Annotated in this window: 13 protein-coding genes; 5 read left to right on the forward strand and 8 right to left on the reverse strand. The window is 53.5% G+C overall.

Translation table 11 applies throughout. From position 1 onward, the window contains the following. Window positions 1–5: 5 nt before the first annotated feature. The 6 genes from C5Y83_RS01275 to C5Y83_RS01300 all read right to left on the reverse strand — a co-directional run bounded on the left by C5Y83_RS01275 (window position 6) and on the right by C5Y83_RS01300 (window position 9,434). Entirely contained in the window at window positions 6–1,781 is a 1,776-nt protein-coding gene (locus C5Y83_RS01275) for a hypothetical protein (RefSeq protein WP_146117586.1), read from the reverse strand. Between the two features lie 233 nt (window positions 1,782–2,014). Further along, entirely contained in the window at window positions 2,015–3,151 is a 1,137-nt protein-coding gene (locus C5Y83_RS01280) for a dihydrodipicolinate synthase family protein (RefSeq protein WP_233207020.1), read from the reverse strand. After that, window positions 3,138–4,184 carry an NAD-dependent epimerase/dehydratase family protein gene (locus C5Y83_RS01285; RefSeq protein ID WP_105327825.1) on the reverse strand — a complete coding sequence of 349 codons (1,047 nt, stop codon included), beginning with the start codon at window positions 4,182–4,184 and terminating at the stop codon, window positions 3,138–3,140. The genes C5Y83_RS01280 and C5Y83_RS01285 overlap by 14 nt, the downstream gene beginning before the upstream one ends. Before the next feature lie 60 nt (window positions 4,185–4,244). Beyond that, entirely contained in the window at window positions 4,245–5,618 is a 1,374-nt protein-coding gene (locus C5Y83_RS01290; RefSeq protein WP_105327826.1) for a sodium:calcium antiporter, read from the reverse strand. Between the two features lie 351 nt (window positions 5,619–5,969). Continuing rightward, window positions 5,970–6,704, reverse strand: a complete 735-nt coding sequence (locus C5Y83_RS01295; protein WP_105327827.1) for a YebC/PmpR family DNA-binding transcriptional regulator — start codon at window positions 6,702–6,704, stop codon at window positions 5,970–5,972. Between the two features lie 273 nt (window positions 6,705–6,977). Then, the gene (locus tag C5Y83_RS01300; protein ID WP_105327828.1) at window positions 6,978–9,434 is read right to left on the reverse strand and encodes a M14 family metallopeptidase; all 2,457 of its coding nucleotides are present in this window, start codon (window positions 9,432–9,434) and stop codon (window positions 6,978–6,980) included. A gap of 471 nt (window positions 9,435–9,905) precedes the next feature. Here C5Y83_RS01300 and C5Y83_RS01305 point away from each other — a divergent pair, with 471 nt between their 5' ends. From C5Y83_RS01305 to C5Y83_RS01325, 5 genes are all read left to right on the forward strand, one after another. Further along, on the forward strand, window positions 9,906–12,854 hold the full coding sequence (locus tag C5Y83_RS01305) for a DUF1592 domain-containing protein (RefSeq protein WP_105327829.1): 2,949 nt from the start codon (window positions 9,906–9,908) through the stop codon (window positions 12,852–12,854). A 15-nt stretch (window positions 12,855–12,869) separates the two neighbouring features. Continuing rightward, window positions 12,870–14,207, forward strand: coding sequence for a DUF1552 domain-containing protein (locus C5Y83_RS01310; RefSeq protein WP_233207021.1), 1,338 nt, complete (start codon window positions 12,870–12,872; stop codon window positions 14,205–14,207). 129 nt (window positions 14,208–14,336) lie between these two features. Next, on the forward strand, window positions 14,337–15,545 hold the full coding sequence (locus C5Y83_RS01315; protein ID WP_105327830.1) for an ATP-binding protein: 1,209 nt from the start codon (window positions 14,337–14,339) through the stop codon (window positions 15,543–15,545). Window positions 15,546–15,547: 2 nt separating this feature from the next. Next, the gene (locus C5Y83_RS01320; RefSeq protein ID WP_105327831.1) at window positions 15,548–19,135 is read left to right on the forward strand and encodes a DUF5682 family protein; all 3,588 of its coding nucleotides are present in this window, start codon (window positions 15,548–15,550) and stop codon (window positions 19,133–19,135) included. Continuing rightward, window positions 19,132–20,898 carry a hypothetical protein gene (locus C5Y83_RS01325; protein ID WP_105327832.1) on the forward strand — a complete coding sequence of 589 codons (1,767 nt, stop codon included), beginning with the start codon at window positions 19,132–19,134 and terminating at the stop codon, window positions 20,896–20,898. The genes C5Y83_RS01320 and C5Y83_RS01325 overlap by 4 nt, the downstream gene beginning before the upstream one ends. A 10-nt stretch (window positions 20,899–20,908) precedes the next feature. On the opposite strand, the gene C5Y83_RS01330 is transcribed toward C5Y83_RS01325, so the two are convergent. Beyond that, entirely contained in the window at window positions 20,909–25,993 is a 5,085-nt protein-coding gene (locus C5Y83_RS01330; protein WP_105327833.1) for a hypothetical protein, read from the reverse strand. Beyond that, window positions 25,990–26,940 carry a DUF4132 domain-containing protein gene (locus C5Y83_RS01335; protein WP_105327834.1) on the reverse strand — a complete coding sequence of 317 codons (951 nt, stop codon included), beginning with the start codon at window positions 26,938–26,940 and terminating at the stop codon, window positions 25,990–25,992. The genes C5Y83_RS01330 and C5Y83_RS01335 overlap by 4 nt, the downstream gene beginning before the upstream one ends. Window positions 26,941–26,975 lie beyond the last annotated feature (35 nt).

Consider the following 26,975-nt stretch of genomic DNA (forward strand, 5'->3'; position numbering starts at 1 on the left):
CACACTCACTCCTTCGCTTCAAGATTCAAACGCAATTGTGTATTCAGTTTCAGTTCGCTTTCCGAATTCTCAAGGCTGACGGACACATCACGCACCAACTCGATTATCTCAAACAGAACGCCGATCTCGGCTTCGGCCGCTTCGTGATCGTGACCTTTCTCTAACATATTTTGGGCGATGAGGTATTCACGATTCGGCTCTAAGGCAGTTGCGATTTGCTTCGCATTGATATGGATCAATGAATTCGCTTTGATTGCCGGTCGTTCAAAGGCGGCTTTGTCTGCTTCCTTCCCATCGATCAGTGTCTTCGCCAGTGAGAGTGAGCTGGCCATGATCATTCGGTTATTAACAAAGCCGAGCGTTGGGGAGAAGTTGTATTGAACGCTGGCCGACTTATCATCCGGGGCATCGGCGTTCGGGACGAATGTTGCGTAGTACTGAGCGGCCTCGTCCGAGGTATCCGATCCTAAATCCAACTGGGGTTGCCCCTGCATTGCGCCGATAATATTCACAAACCCGACAAAGCTCTGAAAAACACGACGCAATTCGCCTTGCGTCGCTTCCCGATCCTTGAGCTCAAACTGGAACGCGAATGCCGGCAGCTTGATCGCAGGTGTCGGAACGATCTTCTCAAAATCTTGTGCGACAACGACGAGTTGAACATCACTTGCAAAGGCCCCCAAAATGTCCTCGCCGAAGTCTTTCCCGGAAAAGAACGTCGTCAACGTACTGTCCGCTTTGGCTAGATCTTCGCTTCCTTTCTCGGTTAGGAGGTCGCCAGATCTCAACCACATTTGCGATAAATCTCGATAGGCGCTGATGGCTGCAATCGTGCCTGGTGGATTCAGGAGTTGTGGAGCCGTAGCTTTCCCCGACTCCCCGAAATAGTATGCTCGCCCTTCGAGCCATGCCATCTGATTTGACGTGGCCAATTCAAGATTGACCCGATCTTGTTGCAGATTTAGCGATGCCGTGGCATAGGGAGTTTGCTGTAAATTGGACAGCAATCCACCAAATAACACCTCAGCTAATATATTGTCGGTACGGCCAGAATAAAGTCTTTCGGCAATACCGGCATCGCGAATGGTTTCAACATTCACGTATCCCCACACTTGGGATTCGGCTCGATTCTGTTTCGCCTCTTGAAACGACAAAGTCTCCGCGAGTGAACTCTCGGCACCGTCCAGAGCATTATCGATTACTTGCTTGCCCAATTCTGGCCGATTGGTAACGACGAGCCAGTTTTCCAGAAACGCCATCTTGACCTGCGGAGCGACATCAAGGGTAACCACCTTGCGATAGGTACCATACTCCGTTGCCTCGCCACCACCCTTTCTGGCAACTCGGCCGACGACTTGCACGAACGCACGAAACTTGTCCAGAGTTTCGCGACTATCGGCCTTGGATAACACAACGACACCCTTGGTATTGGAATCGTAACCCACGTACATTCCACCCTGGGTTAGCGATGTAATCGCTTCTTGCCACGGCTGTTCCATGCCCGCCTCAAACATGGCAATCCCCATGCGAAGCTTCGCCATCCCTTCACCTTCGGTCGCCTTTTGATACGCATCGGACGACTCGATTCGAGTCCTAAGAGGATGGTTCAAAACGAGATCGATCATTTCGCTCGGGCGCAGGGTTTCCGCGTAGAGCGTCGTACTAGACGGCAAGATCTGAGCGGCTGACTTTTCGGTAAACGACTCTGCTCGGGAACTAGTAGGAACGCACAAACCGAGCATTCCCATAACGACGATCAGTACGAATCTTGAGTAACTCACGTAACCAGTTCCCTCGGGAAGAGTTGTGCTACCAGGCAATTCGACATCGTTCCTCCACCCGCAACATCTAGCTGGAGAGAAAGCTTAATGCCGGAGTTTTGGTGCGTGTTGGCTTGCCTTGAATACTAGCAAGGCTACGCGTTAGTTTCGCGGAAGTCTGCTTTTCGTGGCAATCCACTTCCGCGATCTACCCGTGAAAGGGTCAGCAAAAGATTATGATGCTAAGCAAAGCATCAAGACATCCACTCGTCGAGATGTTCCGCCACGAAATCGTCGTCGACCAGATGTGGATAGGCCGCGCGGACTCGATCGATTTCTTCTTGCTGACCTGGTGAAAGTTTCTCGGCAGGATCAAGACAGATAAGGTTTTCGAGCAAACCCTGCTGCTGCAGAACGTAATGAATACCTGCGATACATCCGCGGAAACGATGGCGAACATCAAAAAGTGCGGCGTTGCACTCCGTTACCTGACCTGCAATCGTCAACAAACTCGATGGCATTTTCCGTTCCTTCCACGCACGCTGGCATAATTGCAATTGCTGGACGGCCTTCAGAGTCCAACAAGCCCAGTGCCCCAGCAGCCCACCCACGATTCGTAAATTGATGGTTTGCGAATCGCCAGCGATCTCAAATGGCGTTAGAAGATCGACGAGGATATTGTCGTCGTTCCCGGTATAAAGCGCGATCTCTTCTGCTCTTCCAGAATTAGCCACACCTCGCAGAACATCCAATGTCTGATATCGATTGAACGGTGCCATCTTGATACCGATGAGATTTGGAAGTTCCGCCAGTCGACGCCAGAACTCTTGGGAGAGAACACGCCCTCCTACGGCGGTTTGCATGTAAAAGCCGAAAACTGGTAAGACGCTGGCAACGGCCGAACAGTGGGCAATAAGTTCCTCATCACTGGCGTTCGGTAACGCCCCGAGCGAGATCATTCCGACGTGATACCCAATGTCGCGAGCCAGTCTAGCTTCGGTCACCGCCTGAGCAGTCTCACCGCAGATGCCGGCGATCAGGACGGTTTGCCGACTGGCCCTCTCATCCTGCTCTTTGGTGGTCAGGGCGGCAAGTTCCAACATTGGTTGGAATAGACCATGCTTCGGCTGTCGGATTTCGAACTGCGAGGTATGAACACCGACCGCCAAACCTCCAGCGCCGGCCGCGTGATAATATCGCGTCAATGCTCGCTGTCGTCGTTCATCCAGCTTGCGATTGATTGTAAGTGCTAAAGGATGAGCGGGGATCGCGATCCCCGCGCGTAACCGATCGGTAACCCAAGTCGGCGGCATTGGAGCAGCCCCTGGCATGGAAGTTCTAGAACTGTCGCCAGCACCTTGTCGGTCGCTGATCGAGTCAGAACTTCCCATCACGCACCTCAAAGTGAGTCGGCTTGTTGAGCAAACGACCATCGTTGGCCAGCCAGTTTGCCGTCCACCGAATCATCGTATCGGACGTAACCGATGGTACGCCCAACTGCTCGCAGCATTTCGCTGAGTTGCTTAGCAGCGCCGATTCCGCTTCTTCTCCGGTAAACCTCACAGGGCGATCAAGTAACTCACCAAAGCGTTCCGCAATATTTCGGACCGAAAGAGTCTCCGGGCCGGTAAGATTCAATAGGGTCGGCGGACTTTCGGCGACGGCCAAGGCGCGGATGATCGCATCGTTCGCATCTCCTTGCCAAATACAATTGAGATAGCCATTTCGGACGTCGACCGGTTCGCCGGATAAAACTCGCAACCCGATATCGGTCAGCACACCGTACCGCAGGTCGACGGCATAGTTCAATCGCATCAGCGTGACGGGTGTGTTGTTTCGATGCGAGAAATATTGAAACATCCGCTCACGACCAAGCGCCGCGTTTGCGTATTCTCCGACAGGCTCCACTGGTCCCGCTTCTGTAGCGCCTCCAGAATTTGTAGGAACAAACGGATAAATGTTGCCAGTCGAAAGAGCCACAAACCGCGAGGTAGCAAAGCGTTCCATTACCTGGCCGCTGGCAATCGTGTTGATCGCCCAGGTAAAGGATGGGTTCTGACTCGTCCCAAACTTGGTACCAACCATGTACAGTACATTCTCGGCATCCGGGATCTGCTGCACTGCGGTACGATCGAGAAGGTTTGCGGAATGCGTTATCACGCCACGTTCGTCGAGCCACCTTCGCGAAGCCGCGTCAGAAAAGCGACTCACGGCAATTACGGAAGATGAACTCCCAGCCGCTTCAATCGCCCGTTTGGCGAGTACGGCCAGCGATGGTCCCATCTTTCCGCCCGCACCCAGTATTAAGATGTCCCCTTTCAATGCTCGGACGAACTCTACCAGTTTAGGACTTGGGGACGTCAGCACGTCATCGAGCTGCTGCTCATTGGTAATGGTGTTGGGAATCTCAGCGAAGGATGTCATGCGATTTCAACTTCCAATTGTCGTCGTTCGTTGGTAACCAATGAGCCAGGTTATTCCCCGTCACACGACGAGAATCCCAAGCGATCCGAGCACAGCGTAGGTGATAAACAGCCCGTAAAGCACGCAAAGAATCAGCGACTTGCGGAATGTCAATTGACGGTTGTGCCACATAATAGCGAGTGTAATCCCGGTCAGCACGAACAAGCTGATACGCAGACCAACCAAACCAGCGATCGGTTCACCGTCTTGCGTAAGCGAGACCGGTCCCCACCCCACCAGGTAGGAGTTAACCAGCAGCGGGACCGAAAGGCAGATGCAGATATCAAATATGTTCGAACCGAAGGCATTGGAGACCGCCCCTGAGTCATCACCACGCATGGCCGACCCAATCGAGAGGAATGTATCTGGTACACTCGAGGCCGCTGCGGCTAAGATCACCGCCACGAAGAACGTCGGTACGCCCAGCGTATGAGCCGTGTCTCGGGTGACCTCGACCAGGAAGTAACACGCCCCGGCAGCGAGCGCGGTACTGATCACCAAAATCAAAGTTGCCGTGATCCCGTTCAAGGGGATTTCGACGAAGCCGAAAAGAGCACCTGCGCCGTCTGGTACTTCTTCAACCTCCTCTTCGCCTTCAACTTCGCCGGATTTGATTTCGTCGCGGATCTTATCGACCAGTAAGGGATGAACCTTGTGGTCCTGCTTTGCCAGGTCGGAAACGACAGTAGCGGTGGCCGTCTCTAGTCCATTCGCGTTCAAATAGTGAGCGATGTATTTCACCCGTTGGCGATAGATCATCGTGTCGCGGTACAGCTGCCCGATATAGAAGAAGTACATCAAGATCAATATGACTCCCATCCACCACTGCATGGCATCTTGGTACAGACAACCTAAGAGCACCAGTTCGCAGACAAGAAACCAAACCCCATCCCGCGCGAGAACTTCGTCCTCGACATCGATAGTCGGTCGTGATTTCCGGTAAGCAGCGATCGTCATTGTTACGATCGCGGGAATCAAAATCATGTTATAGACGGCACTTCCGGCGCACGTTGCAATCGTCGCTCCGAATCCCTCAGCGCCTGCCGCTTCCAGGGCAGTTGAGTTACTGGGATCGACCGAAGCGATCGCCAACACCACGAAGAAGATCCCACTGAAAAGCTCCGGCAAACTACTTGCTACGGCATCTAATGTCGCGCCGCGAACAGATCCGGGAACACCAAGTGTCGTTCCAACCCACTGAGCAGCGTCGGCAAACGGATCGCAGGCCTGCCAGATGACGATCGAAATTACGACCACCGCAAGCAATAAGAAAGGTAGCTCCCAGTTGATCAACCAAAATACGATTAGCAGTGTCGTCGCCAACGCGGCTACCGCCACTCCGTACCAGTCGCCCCCTTCATCATCTCCTTCATCCGCCACCACGTTTTCAGCCATATCGTTGTCGTTTCTCGTATAAGGAAGGCAGTACGTAGCCGTTTAATCCGTTGCGACGACAGTATAGGAGTGCACAAATGCCCCCGCAAGTGAGTGCTGTCGGTCGACCAGCCGAAGTAACAGAGGCCCATTTCGAGCGAGGGTCGATCGTTGTGTGAGGCCCCGAGCATTGAGCCTTGCTGCTTCATCGCCCTCTATCGTGGCGACATTCGTGAAAGAACTTTTCTTAAGAGTGGTCTCACCGGGACTTATTCGCAACGAGACCGGGGGACGAAGGTAAATTGCATAGAGGTGGCCGGCAAATGGTCTTGCTGGCCACGAGCATTTTCCATTGTATCTAGCGATTCGCCGTTATTCTTCTTCGGGAAGCTGGGCGTTGTGATACACGTGCTGCACGTCTTCGCAATCGTGTAGCATGTCGAGAAACTTTTCGAATGCCCCGGCATCGTCCCCTGACAGTTCTGTATTGGACTGGGGCACAAATGCAATTTCCTGAACATCGAACTCCGTATCGGGATTGAGTTCGAGTAACGCTTGCTTAGCCTTGAAGAAGTCGCCCGAGGCGGCAAATACGGTGAGTTGGCCATTCTCGTCTTCGACGTCGTCGACATTGACATCGGCCTCGAGCATGGCCTCTAAAATTTGATCTGAATCGTGGTCTCCCTGTTTAAAAGAGAAGACCGCCAGATGATCGAACAAGTGAGCGACCGACCCTGCCATGCCTAATTTCGCCCCGCTCTTGTTAAAGCAATTGCGAACATCGGTAATGGTGCGATTCGGATTATCGGTCAAACAGTCGACAATTACCGAGGTTCCGCCTGGACCAAATCCCTCGTATCGCGACTCGGAGTAGTCCTCGCCGCCAGTTCCCCTGGCCTTTTCAATCGCCTTGTCGATCACGTGGGCCGGAACCTGCTCTCGCTTGGCCTTTTCTATCATGCTCTTGAGGCTCGGATTTGATTCCGGATCTGGCACGCCGTTTTTGGCGGCAACATACAGCATTTTGCCGTATTTCGAGTAGAGCTTGGACTTCTGAGCCGCCGTCTTGGCGATCGAATGCTTCCGGTTTTCGAAACTTCTTCCCATGCGAGTGATCTACTAATTGTCTCAGGGGTGATTAAGGAACTATCGCACTAGAAAGATATACGAGTTCTGGATTTAGAGCAATTACGATACCTCAGCCAACCGCAGCTAGCTATCCTCGTCAAAACTTCTTCAGCGGAAACTACGCGGAGGAGACTCACAACTGTTGAAGCGCATCCGTGACTTACTAAAAGCAGCGAAATCGACAAAACACCAGTGAGTCTGACACCGCGCAACTGTTTTGACAGCAATGCCTTGCCGCGATATCCGCTGCCGTCAATCGAACAAGATCGACCGCATTAGGAGGTGAAAAGAAGCATGGGTCCAGCCGCGGTAGTAGGGTCGAAATCCAAAAAGATGGATGCAGCCCTTTCCCTGCTTAACTTTTGCCCATGCAATCTGCCCCTCGATGACCTCCGGTCGGTTCATGGTCCCTGATAACAAGACTCGGCGCGGTGCGTAGCTTAGCAACGCCTCAACATCGCACTCGATGTCCATACGCGCTTCCCGCTCCTTCGAGGTTGCAGCACGCCATGCTTTAGAATGGGCGAACATGAACGCAATGGTATCCGGCAGGCCATCGGTGGTTTGATGATCTTGAACCACGCCACGTACCACACTGCCACTACAGCTGAAGTCGCGATTCTCTCGCTCAGCCGTTACATCCACCAACGGAATGCGTAGCAAGTCGATGACCCACGGACAGGCACTTTCCATCACGATCAATTTACCGCCGTCCTTGACAAACTCTTCAATCGCAAGTGCACCTGTGACGTCGAGACCTCCGGTAAGATTTCCCTGAACCGATCCTTCACGCCGACCATGCTCGACGCTGGTCGGTGAAACATCTGGGATCAAAATGACGTCAAACTCCTCTTTAAGATTCCCTGCCTTTACCGTTGAATTCCGGACCCGTCTATAGGGCATCTCGAGGTATTCGAGTGTCCAACGCAGCCAACCTTCATCCATGCTCGCCGACCACGGTGCATAAACTCCCACACGCGGAAGCGACTTCGTCATCTCCTCATTTAGCTTGACTTGCTGTTCTTCCGCAGATTGTTCCGAGACAGATGTCTGATATGCTTCGGCCCTGGCAAGCTTGCGATTGAAACTAATCCATTGCCTAGTATCACGAAAGGATCGCGTATCGGCACGTTCACTATTGGAAAATGCCTTAGGCAATTGCTTGGAATCGAGCAGTTTGATTTCACCTTTCAGCTCCCCGACCACTTCCACAACACGTAACCCAAACAGGGCAGCTAAGGACCATCCCGAGACGTCATATGCGGTTTCGCCATCGGGGAACTCCTTGAGTTCAAATAGATCGTTTACCAAATTCGATTGGGGTTGTCGGCACGAGACAACAAGCGTTCCTCGGGAGTACGTACGCTCGTCAGCCTTGATCTCGGACCTGCTTTCGTGAACTTCGATACCAAGTTGCTGAAGTAGATTAACCAAGCGTACGACAGCGCCGATATCTTCGTTATCAACCGTGATCAGCCAAGCTTGACGCTTGGAATCTTCGTCGATCGCCGATGCCTTCCTTGCCGCGGTCATCTTATTTTTTAGCCATAACTTCGGCTCTCGACTGATCGTCCCGAAAAGGGATTTTGCGAATGCCAGTTCATACCGAATGATGTCAGCTTGTCGCCACCAACCACCTTTCCAAGGGGCGATGAACTGATTCGACGAACGATACTCTTTCCGACCGAGCGGATCACTTAGTTCGCGCTGCTCAAGGTAGATCGGGGAGGCAAAGTTCGCGGAAGCGGCCTCCGTCAAAATACCAATAATGTTCTGACGTGCCGGAACTGAACGATTCCCACCATTCCACCAATTGTCGTAAGACACACCGGTAACGATGCCCGTGCAGTCTTCGGTCGTCATATCCATGACGGCGCGAGATCCAATCGCATTGATGCCTGCGACGATCAGAGGATCGATATTCTCGTTTAATGGATCACGATAAGGAGGAACGAAGAACCGATCACCATTTTGTCCTTGCTGATGAACATCCCACATAATCTGCGGATACCATTGCTGATACATCAGCTTCGAAAGTAACTGGGCCTCCACTTGCGTGAGAGCGAAGAAGTCACGGTTGTTGTCATGACCGGTATACTTCTGATAAAGCTCTGGCAGGCTCGAACTCTCGTACGGCTTTTCAAGATTCTTTTCATACCACTGGGCAACGTGATCAACACCGTCGGGATTCAGCGATGGCAATAATATCACGATCGCCTCGTCTCGCATTGTGCTCCAAGGAGCTTCCTCGGACGTTGCCAGAAGCCAGGCCAACTCCATTCCCATTTCCGTGGCGGCAACTTCAGTCGAGTGCATCGACGGTGTGATGAAGAGCACCACTTTGCCATCCTCAACTGCTCGCTGAAGTTCTTCTTCCGACTTGCCGCGCGGATCAGCGATCGTCCGAGATGCGGCTTGAATCGCCTCGATGTTTTTTAGGTTCTCTGGTGAGGAAATGATTGAGATCAAGAAATCACGTCCCTCAGTGGTTTCTCCGACTCGCTGCAACTCAACCGTCGAACACTGTTCAGCGAGGTGAGTGTAATAGCCTTGGACCGTGTTCCAATCGACCAGGCAGAAGTCGGCACCTAGCGACCGCTTAAGATACGCTTCCGGGCGAAACTCACTGGCGTTAGGCTCGGCCCCAAAACAGATATTGCCGAAGAAGCATAGCAGCAGCCATATCGAAATTCGTGAAGTCCGTATCATTTAGTATTCAATTCAAGGAGGATTAATTGGCGGGATTCAAAATGGGGATTCATCGGGTCTGTTGCCACGAGCTATCGTAACAACCGATGCAAACGCCCAAACTGGTTTTGCAAACCATGGAATCTGCTTTGCAAAAAATGACAGTCTTCTTCGCTTGTGTTCGGTCTAAGTTCCACACAGCGAAGCGTTGGCAACCCTCATTGAGATATCACCACCCGAAAGGACAGTCCCATCCACCACCTCGACGGAGGGGGCGATTTGTCTGTTATTCCAAGTGGGCACTTGCTATATTAGTAGACCTGTCTTTCATCATCACCGTTCAGCGATGCAGGTTTCCAAGACCAGCTGAGTTGGATCTTGCCCGAGTCAAATTGTTCGTTGGCTACCTACCAATCCTTCGAACGACGCCCCATCCATAACTTCCTCCCTGTGTCCGTTTTCCATCTTCTTCCATTTCGTGATGGGAGTTCCATGACGTTCGTGTCTCCTGCTCAAATTTTCCTGGTTTGGTTTGTATTGGTCGCTTTATTCGCGAGTCCTGCGGCCCGCGCTGAATCCACCTCTGAAGATCAACTTAAGCAAACGTTCGAGAAGACGGTTCAACCGTTCTTGAAGACGCATTGCGTTGCTTGTCATGACCAGGATGCTCCAGAGGCTGAGCTCGACCTGAGTCTCTTCTCGACCGTCGACTCCGTGGCAAATGACCATCAACGATGGGAACTGGTTCTTGATCGCCTGACAGCTGGCGATATGCCACCCGAAGATTTCGATGCTCAGCCTTCTCCACAACAGCGAAGAGAAATGATCACGTGGATCAAATCGGTCCGCGCTCACGAAGGAGAAAAGAATGCGGGTGATCCCGGATCGGTACCAGTTCGCCGATTAAGCAACGCAGAATACAACTATACGATCCGAGATTTGACCGGCGTCGATATACGCCCCACCAAAGACTTTCCGGTCGATCCCGCCAACGAAGCAGGCTTTGATAACTCGGCGACTTCGCTCAGTACCTCCCCTGCTCTGGTGAAGAAATATCTAGACGCTGCTCGCCACGTCGCCGATCATCTCGCGTTGACGCCCAGCGGATTCGTGTTCGCGCCGCACCCGGTGATCGCTCACACCGATCGAGACAAGTTTTGCATTAACCGGATTGTTGATTTCTATAAAGACCAGCCGACCGATTACGCTCCTTACTTTCTTGCTGCGTGGCAGCTCAAGAATTCCGATCAGGCAGAGAGGTCGCTCGAGCAGATTGCAAGTGACGGTAACCTAAGCGCGAAGTACTTAAAAACAGTCTGGGATGAATTGAATCGCGAAGTTGATCCCGTCGGTCCGATCGCGGCGTTACAGATCATTTGGCAGTCAATTCCTCAAAATGCATCTCTCGATGACGCCCAGGCGACTTGTGACCAAATGGAAGCGTTCGTCAAGGATCTTCGCCCCAAGTTCAAGCCTGAAGTTGAAAATCTGACATCCCCCAAAATCTCCCCAGGGTCACAGCCGCTCGTCATTTGGAAGAATCAACAGATGGCGATCAACCACACGAAATATGCTCCGTTTAGTGCTCGTCAATTGACCGAGTGGAATTTGCCCGCCAGTTCTCCGGCCATCGAGGCGATGAAGGTTCCAGAGTCGCTTGACGGTCGAGAAAAGCATGAAGCGGAGTGCCAGCGTTTCTGTGAAGTGTTTCCCGATGCCTTCTACGTATCTGAGCGAGGTCGCGTCTTTCAAAATGAAGCCTCACGTGGACGCCTTTTAAGCGCTGGCTTTCACAATCAGCAAGGGTATTTCCGCGACGACACGCCACTATACGAAATGATCCTCGACGAAGCTGGGCAAACAAAACTTGATCAGTTATGGCACGAATTTAATTTGATTGCCGATGCGCCACAGCGTCAGTATCGAGCGTTTCTTTGGTACGAGCGTGCCGAGTCGAGTTTCATGCGAGACGAAGTCTTCGATCACCACCGATCCGAAGACAAAGATTCGATAACCAATGAAAAGATGGATGCTCTCGAGGCACTATATCTTGAAAAGGCATTGCGGGAAGGTGCCGATAAAACAGCGGAGAAGGCAATCGTCGATTACTTCGCCGCGATGCAGTCAACCTTCCGAGAGCTTGAAGTCGCCGCGGAAGAGGCCCACCCCAGCCATCTCGCTGCACTACATGTGTTCGCCGAACAGGCGTTTCGTCACCCTTTGACGCCGACTGAAAAACAGGATCTCAATGCCTTTTACCAGTACCTTCGTGAAGAAGAACAACTTAGCCATGAAGATGCAATACGCGACTATGTGGTTAGCGTACTGATGTCGCCCCAGTTCTTCTTTCATCTCGGTTCTCCGGCCAAAGTTTCTTCGACGCCAGTCCCTTTAGATGATGTTGCGTTGGCCAATCGCTTGAGCTACTTCCTCTGGTCGAGCATGCCAGACGAGGAATTGATGAACCTGGCAAAGCGGGGCGAACTACACAAACCATTCGTTCTATCCGCACAAGTTCGCCGCATGGTAAGTGACCCGAAGATTCGAGGTCTGGCCGTCGAATTCGGGGGGAACTGGCTCGATTTCCGCAGGTTCGAGGAACACAACGCGGTCGACCGAACACGGTTTCCCTCGTTCGATAACGATCTTCGGCGAGCCATGTTTGAGGAGCCCATACGTTTCTTCACGGACGTCGCCATGCGGGACGGATCTGTGCTTGAATTCCTTTTCGGAGAGCATACATTCGTCAACGAGCCGCTCGCCAAGCATTACGGGATACCGGTTCCCGCGAAATCGGAGCGGGACGCCGATGGATGGTTTCGTGTTGACGATGCCGTTCAATATGGTCGAGGCGGAATTTTGCCAATGTCGGTCTTTCTAACCAAGAACGCTCCCGGTCTCAGAACGAGTCCCGTAAAGCGAGGCTACTGGGTGGTCAAACGTGTCCTGGGCGAACACATTCCGGCCCCACCAGCGGATGTTCCCGAACTTCCGGCCGACGAGTCGAAGAGTGAATTGTCACTGCGAGACGCTCTCGCGAAACACCGCGAGATTGCCAGTTGTGCCGGCTGTCACCAACGATTTGATTCGCTTGGCCTGGTATTCGAGGGATATGGTCCCGTCGGCGAGCGTCGAACGGAAGACTTGGGTGGCCGCGCCGTCGATACCAATGCAGATTTCCCAGACGGCCAAAATGGCGATGGTTTAGGCGGGCTCACAAAATACATCCGCGAGAGTCGCCAGGACGACTTCATCGACAATCTCAATCGAAAGCTCCTGGCGTATGCCTTAGGCCGCACGCTCCAGCTTTCTGATGAGAAACTATTACGCGAGATGCATACAAACATCTCCAAGAAAGACTATCGCTTCTCGGCCATGCTTGAAACGATTGTTACGAGTCCTCAATTTCTCAACCAGCGCGGCGCCGCCGCTTCCAACTAAAAGGTACATACGACCATGTCTGCCATCGAAAAGTCAGATCTCTCTCGTCGAATGTTTCTTCGTGGTGCCGGTGTAGCAATGGCCTTGCCGTGGCTTGAATCGGTTTCGGTCTGGGGAAGCGAGGCGAAACCCGAGGCCAACGATATTCCTGCTGCGCCAAAGCGATTTGCCGCTCTATTTATGGGCTGCGGTGTAAACCCCGATCATTGGTGGGCCAACGGGGAAGGCGATCAGATGGAGTTGGGCAAGAGCCTCGAGCCGTTGAATGATCTTAAAACAAAACTCAATGTCATCCACGGCCTATTTAACAAGTCTGCCACCGGCGTTGGCATTCACCCGGGACAAACGGGAAATATCCTCTCCGGTGCTGCGCTTCAAAAGGGCGCCGAACTGCGCGGTGGGATCAGTATGGACCAAGTGATCGCTGAGCACTTCCGCGACCAGACCGAACAATCGAGCATGGTGCTAGGCTGCGAACAACCGGTGACCGGCTACCATGAAACCAATTTCTCGATGGCGTACAGTTCGCATATTTCGTGGCAGAATGCGACCTCTCCGGTTCCGATGGAAGCCTATCCCTCGTTAGCATTCGACAACCTCTTCAATAACCAAGGCAATCGACGTAATCAGAGTGTGCTTGATCGGGTTCGCGAAGAAGTCTCTTCCCTTAATGGGCAAGTCAGCGCGGCCGACCGCGGGCGTCTCGATGAATATCTAACGAGTGTCCGAGAGGTCGAGAAACGCATTCAAGCTTCTCGCAGCCATAAAGAAAAAGCGGATGAACGAGCTAAGCACCAGAACAAACCGGTCGTAACCATGAAGCGGCCTGACGACGGTCTCCCCGAAGACATTCGCGAACACATGCGGTTGATGTGCGACATCATTGCTATCGGCTTCCAAACCGACAAGACCCGTGTCGCCACGTTGTTAATGTGCCGCGATATTTCTGGAATGTTCTATCCATTCCTTGGTGTGAGAACTGCCCACCATGGCGCTTCCCACGACGATCGTTCCGACTCCTACCACAAGATCACGCAATACTATGTTAGTCAGTACGCCTATCTGGCTAAGAAACTCGACGGCATGAAGGAAGGGGAACGAAGCGTGCTCGACAATTCATGTCTCATGTTTGTCAACAGTATGTGGTCAGGCAGCGCGCACGATTCGAGTAAGGTTCCTCTGCTGCTCGCTGGCGGTTTGGGGGATACGCTTAAGACGGGTCGTTCGCTTGACTTTGTTGAGAAGGATGATGCCGACCGTAAGCTTTGCAGCCTTTATCTTGGCATCATGAATCGAATGGGCGTTCATCAAACTCACTTCGGCGATGCCGACACACAGCTAGCGGGTTTGTAAGTCGCTTGAGCTAACAATAGCAATCGATGGAAAGCGAAAGCATGGTTGCCAACGGGGGCCTGCTATCCCATACAATGGGGATGCGTAACGTTCGTATCTCATCCCCATCGACAGGCAAACTTCTTTCCGATGGCCAAGAAGAAGACCCCCACATCTCGCGCCGGTAGCAACACCGAAAAATCTCCTGACATTCAACTTGCTTCGGCCGAGGTTCGCTTTTCCGATCAACTGGCGTTTTTGCACGCGATTGACGATGCGGCTCGTCCGCCAGGCTGGTTACTATCGCCAGTGCGAGTTGTCGAGTTCATTTGCGGCACTCGCGGCGAGGCATTGCGGGCTCCCGCTTCAACAAAGCTACCCGCCAAGCTACCCAAGTCCTTGGTCATTCCACCGAAGTTCGTAGGGCCCCGCGCCCTGGTCGAACGTTGTGTTGTGACGTTGGCCGGCGAACGTGGTTTGATGTTGGTCGGTCAACCAGGTACGGCCAAAAGTATGCTCGGCGAACTGCTTGCCGTCGCCATTAGTGGTTCCAGCGCGCTAACCGTGCAAGGTACGGCCGGTGCGAGCGAGGACCACATGCGTTACGGCTGGAATTATTCGATGCTTCTGGACCGTGGCCCACGCCCGGAGGCGCTGGTTCCTTCCCCTGTCTTGACGGCTATGCGGGAAGGTAAGCTGGTTCGTATCGAAGAATTGACCCGCTGCTTGCCGGAAGTTCAAGATGGCTTGATCAGCCTGCTAAGCGAACGTCGCCTCATGATTCCGGAATTGGAAGGAGACGACGGCAGTGTCTTCGCCCGACCTGGTTTCAACATCGTTGCCACGGCAAATCTTCGGGACCGTGGGGTGTCGGAAATGTCCGCAGCCCTCAAACGTCGCTTCAATTTCGAAACCGTTCATCCGATCGCGGATCCGCAACAAGAGATCGAGCTGGTACGAAGTCGGGCGGTTTCCGTCTTGTCCGAGACCGGACTGACGACCGATCTCGACGCTCGTTTGCTGGAACTTTTAATCACGACCTTTCGTGACCTCCGCGATGGAAACACAAGCGAAGGTTGGAGCGTCGAACGCCCCGCTTCGGTGATGAGTACAGCGGAAGCTGTCACCGTTGCGACAGCCATCGCCCGGCAAGGAGCATTCTTTCCAGCACAACGTGACCCCATATCCCTGCTCCCGGGCCATCTGTTAGGGGTCGTCCTCAAGGACAACCTTGAAGATCGCGAACGGTTGTTGGCCTACTGGGACGGTCCCGTCCGACGTCGCAGCGAGAACGATGCTCATTGGAAGCGAATGTACGAATTGCGTGATGTGTTGGAAGAGTCGGCGGAAGGAGCGTAGCCATGGATGGCGAAGAGCCACGTCAACCGTTGGAGAGACTTGCGGCCTGCCGAACGCCCTACCTAATCGGCGTTCGCCATCATTCTACAGCGTTGGCCCGCGCGATGCCAGAATTGTTGGATTCGATACGCCCCAAGTCGATTCTGCTGGAGATGCCCCCTGACTTCCAATCTTGGCTTCCTCATCTCGGCGATCCTGAACTTGTCGCACCGGTTGCCTTGGCAGCGTGTAATCGATCGGAACTGAATTCGTTTTACCCACTCGCAGATTTCTCGCCCGAATTGGTCGCGATTCGCTGGGCAACTAAGAACGGCGTCCCAATCATCCCGTGCGATCTCGATCTGGCAGGTATGCATGCGGCTGATCACTTCATCCCCAATTTGGATAAGCATACCGACGAGGCCAAAGTATCCCCGTCGCTGCAAGATGAAGTCATGCGTCGTCACGAAACGCGTGATTTCGGCGAATTGTGGGAAAAGCTTGTCGAAACGCCGGCCCTCAACAGTTCTCCGGAAGCAATCCGACGAGCCGCCCTCTATTTCGGTTGGCTAAGCCGTTGCACCCAAGGCGAGCTTACCTACGCCGACGCTCATCGAGAACTTGCCATGCGAACGGCGATTGACGATGCCCCGGATCATTCCGTCGCGATTATCGGCGCTTTTCACGCAGCGGCACTTCTTCCCGAGCCCCTTCTTTGGTCTCCACCGGAACCATTTGCGAAGGAACTGGTGCAGTATCGCTCCAGCTATGAGGCCTCGACTTCGCTTATCCCATACACGTTCGCTCAACTGGACGCGCGCAGTGGTTACCCGGCTGGTGTCTATGATCCCATCTGGCATCAAACGATGCTCAAAGCATCTGATAACAATTCCACAACTACTCTAATCTCGGACCTCGCCGTGCGTTTGAGTCGCCAGCTTCGACACGCTGGCTACGTAGCTGGCTCGCCCGAAGCCATGGAAATTGTGCGGGTCGCCCTCGATTTGAGCCGTCTACGGGGGCATGCTGCGCCAGGTCGAGCGGAGTTTCTCGAATCCATTGAAACAACGCTGGTCCAGGGAGATTTGCTTGGTCGTGGCCGCGCGGTCGCAGCGGCCGCACAACACGTTCTCGTCGGGACGCTTCGCGGAAAGTTGGCACCTGGTACGCCGCGAAGTGGACTAGCACCACATGTCGAAGAGAAGCTATCTCGCCTAAAATTGCCAGGCCCCGATACGCTGGAGCAAGACACCCGTGAACTTCGTTTGGATCCTCTCCGTTCGCAGCTCGATCGAGCGCGAGCCGTACTATTTCGACGATTGAACCTTCTTGGGGTTCCATACGCGACGCGAACTGATACGACCGGTGTCGGACTCCGTGAGAACCTCACGGAAGTTTGGCAAGTTCGTTGGACACACGGTACCGCAGCAACGGTTGAGGCAGCCGCGATCTATGGTGTCACGCTCGTACAAGCTGCCGAATCGGCGCTTCGCAAAATCGGGAACGATCAGGAACCCGACTCCGATGGTCGCCTTCATCCAGCCGTCACACTTAAGCGATTGTTGACTGCCGCCGAATGCGGACTTCCAACTTCCGCCAGTCAATACCTGGAGCAACTGGATGGTCACTTTCTCCACACGGCCTCTACGCCTGAATTGATCGAAGCGGCAGGACTCGTGGGGCGGGTGGCCGCGGGCCATTTCAGTGGCCTACCCTTAACGAACGAGGACGCTGCTCCGCCCGACGTCTACCGCTTGGAAGTTCCATTAGGCCTTCTCAACAGTATTCCTTTTCTTGAGATGGCGATTCGCAGTGCCGATGGCTTACGCGGGTCGGACGATCCCAACGATGTCATATCACTGACCGAACTTGTGGCATTGGTCCGTGCGACATCCAATCAGCAAACGTCTCACCTCGCGATGATCTCGCTGATACCCGCACTGAGATCGCTGCTCCTTCGAATTCGAAAGGAAGGTTCCGCCCGGATGCAAGGCGCGGCTTGGGGAGGGCTAGCAACCATGGGCGACGCCGACGTTGTTCAACTGAGCCAATCCCTATCGAGTTGGTACGATGCCGCTTCGAATCACGATGGAAGACAACATTTGCGTGCACGTCTTCAAGGACTTCTCGTTCCTCTAGCGCCATTGGTCGCAGCCGAGACAAGCTGGCTGGATGGTATCCAGGAACGTCTGACATCATCGGACGATTCTGACTTTTTGGCGCGTTTGCCAGCATTGCGAGGTGGCTTTCAGTCGATTTCACCAAACGAACGAGCACGCATTCTATGCGAGCTCATCGAAACCTTGGAGCCTGACGGTCCTGGAAGTTCGCGGCGGATCATGCTCGAAAACCCCATTGCACTGGCGGCGGCCAGTTCCGCTGATCGTGCTGGCCGCGAGGCTGTTCGCCACCTACTCCCTAATTTTGTGATTCGTGAACCAGGCAAGAGTGACGCTTACTCTCACCCAATCTCGATTAGCGATCCGCCCGGAGAAATCTCGTTGACGGATCGATGGCGATTAGTGCTGGGTGTGCAAGGATCAAGGGGCGCCAAGAGCCGCCGAGTCGCCTCGACCCTGGATGAACTTTACGGCGGTTCCGCTCGACCTGGACGTGGCCATCGCGACGACTTGGTTCCTCCTTCTCGTGGCGGGACCGAGTCAGCAACTCCGTCCGCTCGTGAGTGGCTCGATGATGTGATGGGCTTATTCGGCAAGGATTTGTGCGAAGAAATTGCTGCCGAAGCAGCGGCGGATGGTCGCCCTGCGCTATTGGAATATCTCGACGGCGACAAAGTTCGTCCTTCGGTTGCCTTGCTGGAACAAGTTCTTTCGTTGAAAGGTGGCATGCCGGAGCGTGAGCTTAGCCTTCTGCGTAGGTTGGCTCGCAAGATCACCGAACGACTCGCTCAGCAACTTGCCAACCGCCTGCGTCCTGCACTAAACGGATTGAGTTCGCCAAGGTCGACACGTCGAAAGCATAGAAAGGTCGACTTCCCGAGGACGATTCGCGATAACCTGGCCACTGCGTATCGCCGCGAGAATGGAAGCGTCGCGTTGGCGCCTCGCCGTATGTCGTTTAAAGCCCCAAGCCGTAAGCAGATGGACTGGCATCTCATCTTCGTCGTCGATGTTTCTGGTTCGATGGAACCTTCTGTGATCTACAGCGCGCTGATGGGTGCGATTTTCTCGGCATTACCAGCGATTGATGTTCGATTCTTCGCCTTCAGCACCGAAGTGATCGATTTTTCCGATCAAGTTGATGATCCCCTTTCCCTTCTAATGGAAGTGCAAGTGGGTGGTGGAACGCACGTTGGACTTGGGCTACGCGCGGCTCGCGAGGCCGTTAGGAACCCGACACGCACGATCGTAGTGTTAGTCTCCGATTTTGAGGAGGGTGTTTCGATCGGGCAGATGCTGGGCGAAGCAAGAACCCTTGCCGAGTCGGGAGTTAAGCTACTTGGCCTGGCCGCACTCGATGACGAAGCAAACCCACGTTACCACGTGGGCAACGCGGCAGCTTTGGCAGGAGCGGGAATGTCCGTAGCGGCCGTGACGCCAGAGCGTCTTGCCCAATGGGTCGGCGATCAGATTCGAGGAGCAACCACATGAGTGAGACTCGTCCCACGGTATCCGGTGTTCTCGTTGCAACCATCATAGAATCCGCCCCGGATCGAGTACGGAGACGTCTGGATCGATCACCCGACGAAGCGACGAAATGGGAATGGAAGGCCAAAGGTGATTCGTGGCAGATCGACACCGGCGGAGAAACCGTGAAATTCGCCGCTAACGAGATCAGCGCCCTCGATCAGGTTAGCTGCACCTGTCTGCTGACGCCCAACTGTTTTCATGTCATGGCATGTTTGACGGTTCTGGAAACGCATACCGAGGGAGAGGTGAGCTCCGAAGCCGAAGCCGAGTTAGACGCAAGAGTAATCGCGAATGAGCCCGCCCATGAAATGATCTCGGAAAAACAACGTCAAACAGCTCAGATACTTGAGACCAGCATTGCCAAGGTTCTCCAAGTTGGCATCGCGAATGCCGGTGTCACGTTACAAGCAGGACTGCAGCGGAGCGTGTATCAATGTCGAGCGGTAGGACTACACAAGGCCGCCAGTCTCGGCATTCGCGTCATGACTGGGATTACGCAATTTCGATCTCGCTCGCCTCAGGCGGATCCGCCGCAACTGATCGATGATGTAACTGAGTTATTGGAGACTTCCTACCACCTTTCTAGGAGTCCGAATCCAGAACTGTATTGGATCGGTACGGCTCGGCGTGAACAGTTTCCGGTGCGTCTCAAGCGTCTTTACGGATTATTTGCGGAACCGGTTGTATCACGCAGTGGACATGCCGGTGCGATTGCTTGGTTCCTGGGTGAAGATGGCAATTATTACTCGGCGTCCGACGTTCGTCCTGGCGACGTCCAGCTAGCTCGTGATGCCTATCGAGGAGGTATCGAAATAGGCCCACTCGTGCAGCCGGGGCGGCAACTGGCCCGCGGACTTTACGTTGGCAGCGAAATGACAGCCTCTACCGACGGCCGCCTCGGACGCGGCAAGAAGGTGAAGCTCGTCCATCAAGGAGAATCATCGTGGGACACAGAAGCAATCGAGCGGCGATTTTCGCAGCCGTTAGCCGATCAGTGGCAAACCGTCTACCAACACGCTTCGCTCCCCGATGATGCACGTCCCGCCGGCTGGGATTTTACCTTCGTGCAGGGCACGGTGCTGGGAGCAAGCGGCCCGGATCTATTATTTCAGCTAGTCGACGGCACATCCATTCGGCTGGGGATCGCTAACGATGCTGATACTCTCGCATTCCGGGGCAACTTAAAGATGTTAAGTTATGCGCCGGGACTTCGTTTAAGGGTCATCGGACGTACATCCCTCGCAGACCCTAAACTTCTGTTGCCGATGGCAGTTAGCAACTCGGACGACGGCGATTCCACTTCCAAGCCAGAACAGCGGGTCCCCACGCTTGAACTCCCAACGCAGCTAGCAGATCGTGTGATGCTGGGCTTCGACCAACTGGAACGCAAACACATTCGTAACGCCATAGCTTCGCCAATCGTCTTTCCACCCACCACAGAATCGAACAGTAACAACGAATTAGCTCCCTTGGTTCGACGCGTCTTATCCGCGACACTTGCCGGAATGAATTCTCCCAAACAAGCCAACGCCAACAGCATTGCCCAAGAGACTGCGTTACTTAAGCAGTATGGCTTCGCCACTGCAGCTGGACTCTTGCATACGCTAACACATGGAAATCCTGTCAACGCTGATGAAGCAGTAAATACCTTCTTAGCTGTACAACTCTATCTACGCGCCTGCCGCAACGAACTTGCCAGGGCAAGGGCAACGATAGACCAGTAGTTTGCGTCTGCTACTTCTTACGACTTGCTGGCTTTTTCACCTTTTTCCCTACTTCCTCGTATCGCGGCGCATCCCCGTCACAAACACGTTTCCAGGCCGCCTTGAAAAGGTCTTCGAAGGGGCGAAGAACGAGAGGACCGCCAAGCGGCAACTTTGTCCCACAATCCATTTCCATTTCCACCAACAGAGGCAATTTCCAGGCTTCCACAGGCAGCCATGGTGCTTTCAACTCTTGCCACTCGCCAGGCAGAAAGTGGCTGCGACCTGCCCGAGCACGTTTCGCTTCGAGAAATAGTCCCTGCTGGGTAACCTCGGCAGCTGCCTTTTTATAACGTGCCGCGGTCCAATCGTTCCATTTGCGAATGTTCGCGGTTGTGGGATCGGGCAGTGCCAATGTTTGGAGGTACAGTAGGGCTGCATCCTCGCTGAGCTTCATTTTTTTCGCGACAGCGGCGACGACGTCAGGGGCTGAGTGCAGTGCGTTTTGTGACCAGCAGCCCGGATCTAAACTCTTACCTGCGATCGCCTCACTCAGCTTGCGGAAACCACTACTTCTGAGCAAAGCAATAATCTTGAGAGGTTCGCTCTGATTTCCGTAAGGATCTTCTTCGATGTTCAGAACCGCAACGAGACGCCCTACTTCGTCCATCGACTGGACCTTGCCGACGCGATAGCTAATCAACAAGCTACGTCCTTCATCGTGAGCTCCCGCCAAAATCAATCCATCGTCGAATCGGGCGACTTTGTCCTTTCCAACGTTGGCTTTACCTACGTGCTGATTCAGCCACGCGACTGGTTTAAGCTTGTCATCATAAAAGAACGATTGACGAAGCTCCCAGAGTAAGTTGTCATCCTCAATGACTTTTGCCATCTGCTTAATAATAGCGGGTACGGCCTTACGAGCTTCGTGACCAATCTCGGTATCACTATGTACCAAGGCAACTAGTTTCGAAAGAATTTGAAGCATTGTAGGCGAAACTGGACTCACATCTTCCTTGCCTTTGAGAGACAAACTGTGATAGTTGGCGGTCGGGTCGACCTGGATTTTATATTTGCCAACTTGCAGGGCTTCATGAGTTTGCGGATCCGTGGCAGCCGCTAATACATGTTCGTGATCGACACGCCCCCAGCGACTTGCTTTAGTTAACGCTGACAATCGCTTTTGATGTTCGGCATCGAGAGGAATTCGCTTCGGCATGTACGCGTTCCATGCCGCTTTGACCGCATTGAGTACTTGCTCACGATCGTCCGCAAACGGTGCCGTGAGTCCGCACGAGATAACAGAGTGGAAAAGCTTATGGCGGACGTCTTCGTTCAAGTTGGTGAGACTTTGCCGAGCTGCTTTGGCATCGGCCATCTTGATTCCCAACTTGTTTCGAATCTCCGTGGGCAGGAAGTTGGTCTCGTAACTATCAAAATTGAGACCGCCAATCCAAATCAAACCAACCTCCGCCGGCGAGGCCCCAACTTGCTCCGCGAGTTGTTTTAATTGGTCACCTGTTGGGACAGCTATGTCGTCGGAGCCATCGATGGCACCAAAGAATGCTTCAAATTCTGGTGCATCGATTTCGGGAGTGATTCGCTCTTCACTCTCAACGATAAATCCAGTAGGCGCCTTAGGTTTTTTCGCGGTGCTATAGCGGAGAATGTGGCTGAATGCATTCGAATAAAAGCCACACTCAAGCACTACGAATCGATTGTCTCCATCGACAACACCGTACGCAGTTCCAGGTGAATGTTCGTTCCGAATCGTCTTGCCAGCCGACTTCTTCTCTGGTTTACGCTTCGCAATCAGGAGGTCGAAGCGTCCCGGTAACTTCTCGAAGCCCAATGTTGCCAGAAAGCTCAGCAGATCTCGCCAAGCGGGCTCTCGATCATCTTTGCCACTGAGCCTTGCCCCCTGCGCGCGCCAATAGGTCTGCCACGCTCGAAGCGGCAAGTCGTCCAAGAGCTTAAACCATTGATAATTGACAATAGGCAATGGACCGGATTCTTGCTCTCCTTTCAGGAAAGAGCTGACAGCGGTGAGGTGCTGAGCGAACGAAGCAGATTGACCATAAATATGAATGTTGGGCATGTTCCAAAGCTGGGCGGAAGCATCGATCTTTTGATTCAGTACTTCAGATGAGCCGGTATCATTCTCCGCTTCTTCTGCCAGTCGATTCCTCGTGCTCATGAAAGTGGATCGAAGCTGTTCGGCATATTGAACGATTCCAACGATACCAAGGGCAAATCGCTCAGGAATCTTCGGGAATAGCTTTTCGACGCTCTCCAAGATACTAGATGGCGCATCAAATGCTTCGTCCTCATCATCTGGACGAACACTTCGCAAGACCTGAATGGCTGCCGCTGGAATATTCGGGCCGTGGTCGGCTTTTGGTAAGGCTGCTCCTGCTCGCGCACCCTCCGCGACTTCAATTAGGTGTGCCGTATCGTTATTGGAGATGGTACGCAGCTTCTTCGATGTGGCCTCGTGCCTCGGCGTCAAAAAGTGCCAATAGGTTAGTGGCAATGTCACCACTTGCCCCCGAGAGAATGGAGAATAATTCCTATCCAACGACGCAATAGCCGTCTCGCCTTGCGGGTCCAACAAGGTCGGCCAATCTCCATCCTCCTTTACAATAGGAAGGTTCCCATCGGCGCCGATTCGTCGGAGCAAACCAATTGGTGTGTGAAAAGTTCCAGTCGATTCATGAATCGGCTTCTCCCAGGATTGCCCATCGATTCCCACTCCGGAAAAGGTACCATCTTGCTTCTCGATGACTTTCCATCCCACCATGCCCCCCTTACAACCAATGGGCGAGTCATGCGCTCGATCCGGCACCTGATAGAGATAGCTCGAACGAAAATCGACTTTGTTGCCGTCTTCCGATTCGAACCAACTCGGCACGCTGGCTCTTCCCTGCTTACCGGTCTGCGGGTCGATCTCATGCAAAACGGCTCGCGACTCTCCTCCTTCATGAGCCCACTCCATTTCCCAGAATCTCTCGCCGTCGTGGAAGTATTGCGCCGAACCTTGCGGTTCTTTGCTATCGCCTGGATGAACTGCCTGCCTACCGTAAAACAGTCCCCCGTCTTCCAGGACGGTCTCCCGCATCCCAAACGTATCCAAGAACTCATAGTCGGCGTCGTACGCCTGTGAGGGATCACTTAACCAATAGAATTTCCGATTCCAACTCGTGTCGCGCACGAGTACCGCGACATCATCCCCAACCGGAACTACGCTTAGTACATCTTGGTTCGCCGGAACGCGAAGCTCGCGTTTCGTGATCTTGCCCTTCCGATCTAATACGAACGCGTGCGTCTTGTTCCACAAGACAACTTGCGGAAACACCAAGGAACAGGTCGAATTATAACGCCGCTTCTGCTTGATCGGGATTTCGGATTGTTCGACCAGAGACTCCAACTCGGGCCAACCATATTCATCGATTATCCCACTTTGCAGCGTCAATTTCAGCGACTCGGTAGGCTCGACGGCAGCCAATCGATCGGCGACATCAGGGAAATAACGTAGCGTCTCAGGCCAGAACGTCGATTGCATCCAATCAAGCGATTTACTGAAACTCGCTAATCCCGTATTCTCAAGCTGACCGACGACGTCCAACGCGTGTTCGTGCCAGATCTTTAAGATTCCCTCACGCCCGTCCGCAGCAACAGGAAAGGGATGACGATTCAAATCCGCGACACGATAGCCTCTATTCTTGGCTTCGCCACGGCATGTTAACGCATTATTAAGCCCTCGTTTTACGGCAGTGGCAAAGCGATCATCGTTGGGGGACAGAAGCACATCCCGATTGCGGAACTTATGGTCGGGTTCCTCCATGAGCCAACCATTGAAATCAACTTCACATTCCGGTGGAAATGCAGCGAGCGGGATATCGAGATCAAGACATGTTTCCAACACATCAACGTCCGCACCACGCGATCGCCAGCCGAGGTTGGCATAAAGTGATAGGGGCTCCCCTTCCTCTTTCAACCGAGGCGCCAGATGTTCAAGCATGTCGAGAACTCGCCTGGGAACGGGTAGTTCATGAAGCAGGATCCTTCCGAACCAGACCGCAATTGGTTCCTCTAAAGGTGGTGCCCCTTGATGCCCCTCCTCCCGTAGAAACTCAAGCACGCCCCAATCATCTAACAGATCGAGCCATGGCCAGAGCTTACTTTCCCCCCAGTAACTGACCTCAGGCTTGGTATGGCGAATTAGTGCCATCGCAAAGCCTGGGTTCCGCTTAATAATTCGCCGGCAATGCTTGTCGCATCCCTTCCAGAACTGCAACGCCGCACGTCCCATGGCAGGCGTCTCAATGATGTCTTCCAACCAAGCTTCCAGCGCCCCGTCGGCATCGATGTCGGCTGCCTTCGCCAGCTTCAGAAAATCCTTTGGCAGGTTCGCCCATGGCGCCATTCCACCGCGCGTACGACGAACGCAAAGGTCTTGGAAAATCTCGAATGCTTCTTGTGGCGGATACTGCGATTTCAAATCGTTTGTGTAGTCTGAAAGCGCCTTGCCTGCCAAGCAGCCTGCAAGTACGAACTCAAGAATCACATCCCGTCGACGCCCCCTGTCCGACTCCAGGGCATGAACGCGTTCCGCTTCTAGCGATCGGTTCAGAGCACGACCGGCATATGTCTGATTGCCAAGCTCCTTGTAGGCTCGGCCAACTTCCTCCCAAAACGGTGGAAGAAAGTGTCTTACAGAACGCCCTAACTCTTTCGAAAGTTCGTCATAAGCGTCCCAAGCATGTCCCGGTTTCGATTTTGCCTTTCGATCCGCTGACTTCATCCTTTTGACGAGATCGAGCGCATAGTGGGCATTGTCTGGATCGTTGATGAGCGCCCAGGCAGCGAATCCCAAGCTACGTCGCTGCTGAATGGCCAATGGCTTCGAGACTTGGGGGGCCTCAAAACCAAGAAACTCCATCGCGAGATCTTCGGCCTGACCAAGTCTGGCGGAACTGATACGAACGACCGGTCGATCGCCTAAGGCGGGGTGACGGTAAGTCCGCGCGACCACTTCTTCCGAGCTTTTATTGTCGACCTTGGCCTTCGTAGGAACCAAACCACCAGCATTTAGCGTTAGTTGTGCCGAGCTCATGCGTCGCCCTCCTCTTTTTCGTCTTCTTCGACTTTGCGTTTGGCATAAATCTGCGACGCCATGCGCATTCCCTCGCTGAATGTAACGAGCCCGACATCGGCAATCGATTGCGGGGTTTGTTCCTCGTCAACAAAGATCAAATCATCGGTCAATGTTTCGTACTCAGGATCTCCTTCACCAACCCAATATCGCGCCTCCATCGGCGTGCCGTTTTCCCATACCTTGTTACATGCGTAACCTCCGCGAACGGGATAACCAAGACGACGACAAAGCGAGGCGACGAAGTTAAGCTGATCGAACTTTCCGTTGCTAAACTCGGTAATTCGCTCTGTCTTCTTCTGTTCATTCGTTGCCGAGAAGACTGGACGAAATAGTTGTTCAACGGATTGCGTAAAGTCCATGTCGGAGGAAATCTCCCGCAGATCCTCAACGCCATCGATCAAGATAGGATGCGGAATCATGATCTGAGAAGATTTAAGCCATTGTGTCTCCCCATCGCGATCGACGACACCGACACCCTTCTTCGCATCAATATCGCGAAGTAATCCGGTTTTGTCGGCTTGTGTGTCGCCTTTCGCATCCGCGGCAACTACCACTAAATTTTGCAACAAGTCCCGCCAGTCGGGATCAGGCCAGACTGATTCCAGAACCTCACGCGGAATGGGTAAGGATCGTAGCATCCATGCTTCGATCTGCCGCAGGCAGTCAGTACGGTGCGTAGCAAGCCACTCACAGGCTGCCAGAAGCTGTTCTGCTAGATCTGAGTCCTTAAGCGTCTTAGGAACCGAGGCCAGCTTCTTGCCTTGCGGATTTCGAGCTACCAGTTTGCCTTTAAGAATTCCCAGAGCGTAGCCCTTGTCGGCTTCTAGCCAGGGGAAAGAATCATCCACCGCCGCAGCGGCCTTCTGCGGGCTCTTCTTCTTGAGAGCCTTCGTCGCTTTCGCCATATTGCACCATGGGGGGTGTGTTCCGAGGAGATTTG

It is taken from the genome of Blastopirellula marina (assembly GCF_002967765.1).
Lineage (GTDB): Bacteria > Planctomycetota > Planctomycetia > Pirellulales > Pirellulaceae > Bremerella > Bremerella marina_A.

Bases quoted from the DNA above. Each gene is read 5' to 3' on its own strand.
- C5Y83_RS01315 (WP_105327830.1), top strand. From the start codon at position 14,337: ATGGCCAAGAAGAAGACCCCCACATCTCGCGCCGGTAGCAACACCGAA.
- C5Y83_RS01330 (WP_105327833.1), bottom strand. From the start codon at position 25,993: ATGAGCTCGGCACAACTAACGCTAAATGCTGGTGGTTTGGTTCCTACG.
- C5Y83_RS01305 (WP_105327829.1), top strand. From the start codon at position 9,906: ATGACGTTCGTGTCTCCTGCTCAAATTTTCCTGGTTTGGTTTGTATTG.
- C5Y83_RS01300 (WP_105327828.1), bottom strand. From the start codon at position 9,434: ATGATACGGACTTCACGAATTTCGATATGGCTGCTGCTATGCTTCTTC.
- C5Y83_RS01335 (WP_105327834.1), bottom strand. From the start codon at position 26,940: ATGGCGAAAGCGACGAAGGCTCTCAAGAAGAAGAGCCCGCAGAAGGCC.
- C5Y83_RS01290 (WP_105327826.1), bottom strand. From the start codon at position 5,618: ATGGCTGAAAACGTGGTGGCGGATGAAGGAGATGATGAAGGGGGCGAC.
- C5Y83_RS01320 (WP_105327831.1), top strand. From the start codon at position 15,548: ATGGATGGCGAAGAGCCACGTCAACCGTTGGAGAGACTTGCGGCCTGC.
- C5Y83_RS01285 (WP_105327825.1), bottom strand. From the start codon at position 4,184: ATGACATCCTTCGCTGAGATTCCCAACACCATTACCAATGAGCAGCAG.
- C5Y83_RS01280 (WP_233207020.1), bottom strand. From the start codon at position 3,151: ATGGGAAGTTCTGACTCGATCAGCGACCGACAAGGTGCTGGCGACAGT.
- C5Y83_RS01295 (WP_105327827.1), bottom strand. From the start codon at position 6,704: ATGGGAAGAAGTTTCGAAAACCGGAAGCATTCGATCGCCAAGACGGCG.
- C5Y83_RS01310 (WP_233207021.1), top strand. From the start codon at position 12,870: ATGTCTGCCATCGAAAAGTCAGATCTCTCTCGTCGAATGTTTCTTCGT.
- C5Y83_RS01325 (WP_105327832.1), top strand. From the start codon at position 19,132: ATGAGTGAGACTCGTCCCACGGTATCCGGTGTTCTCGTTGCAACCATC.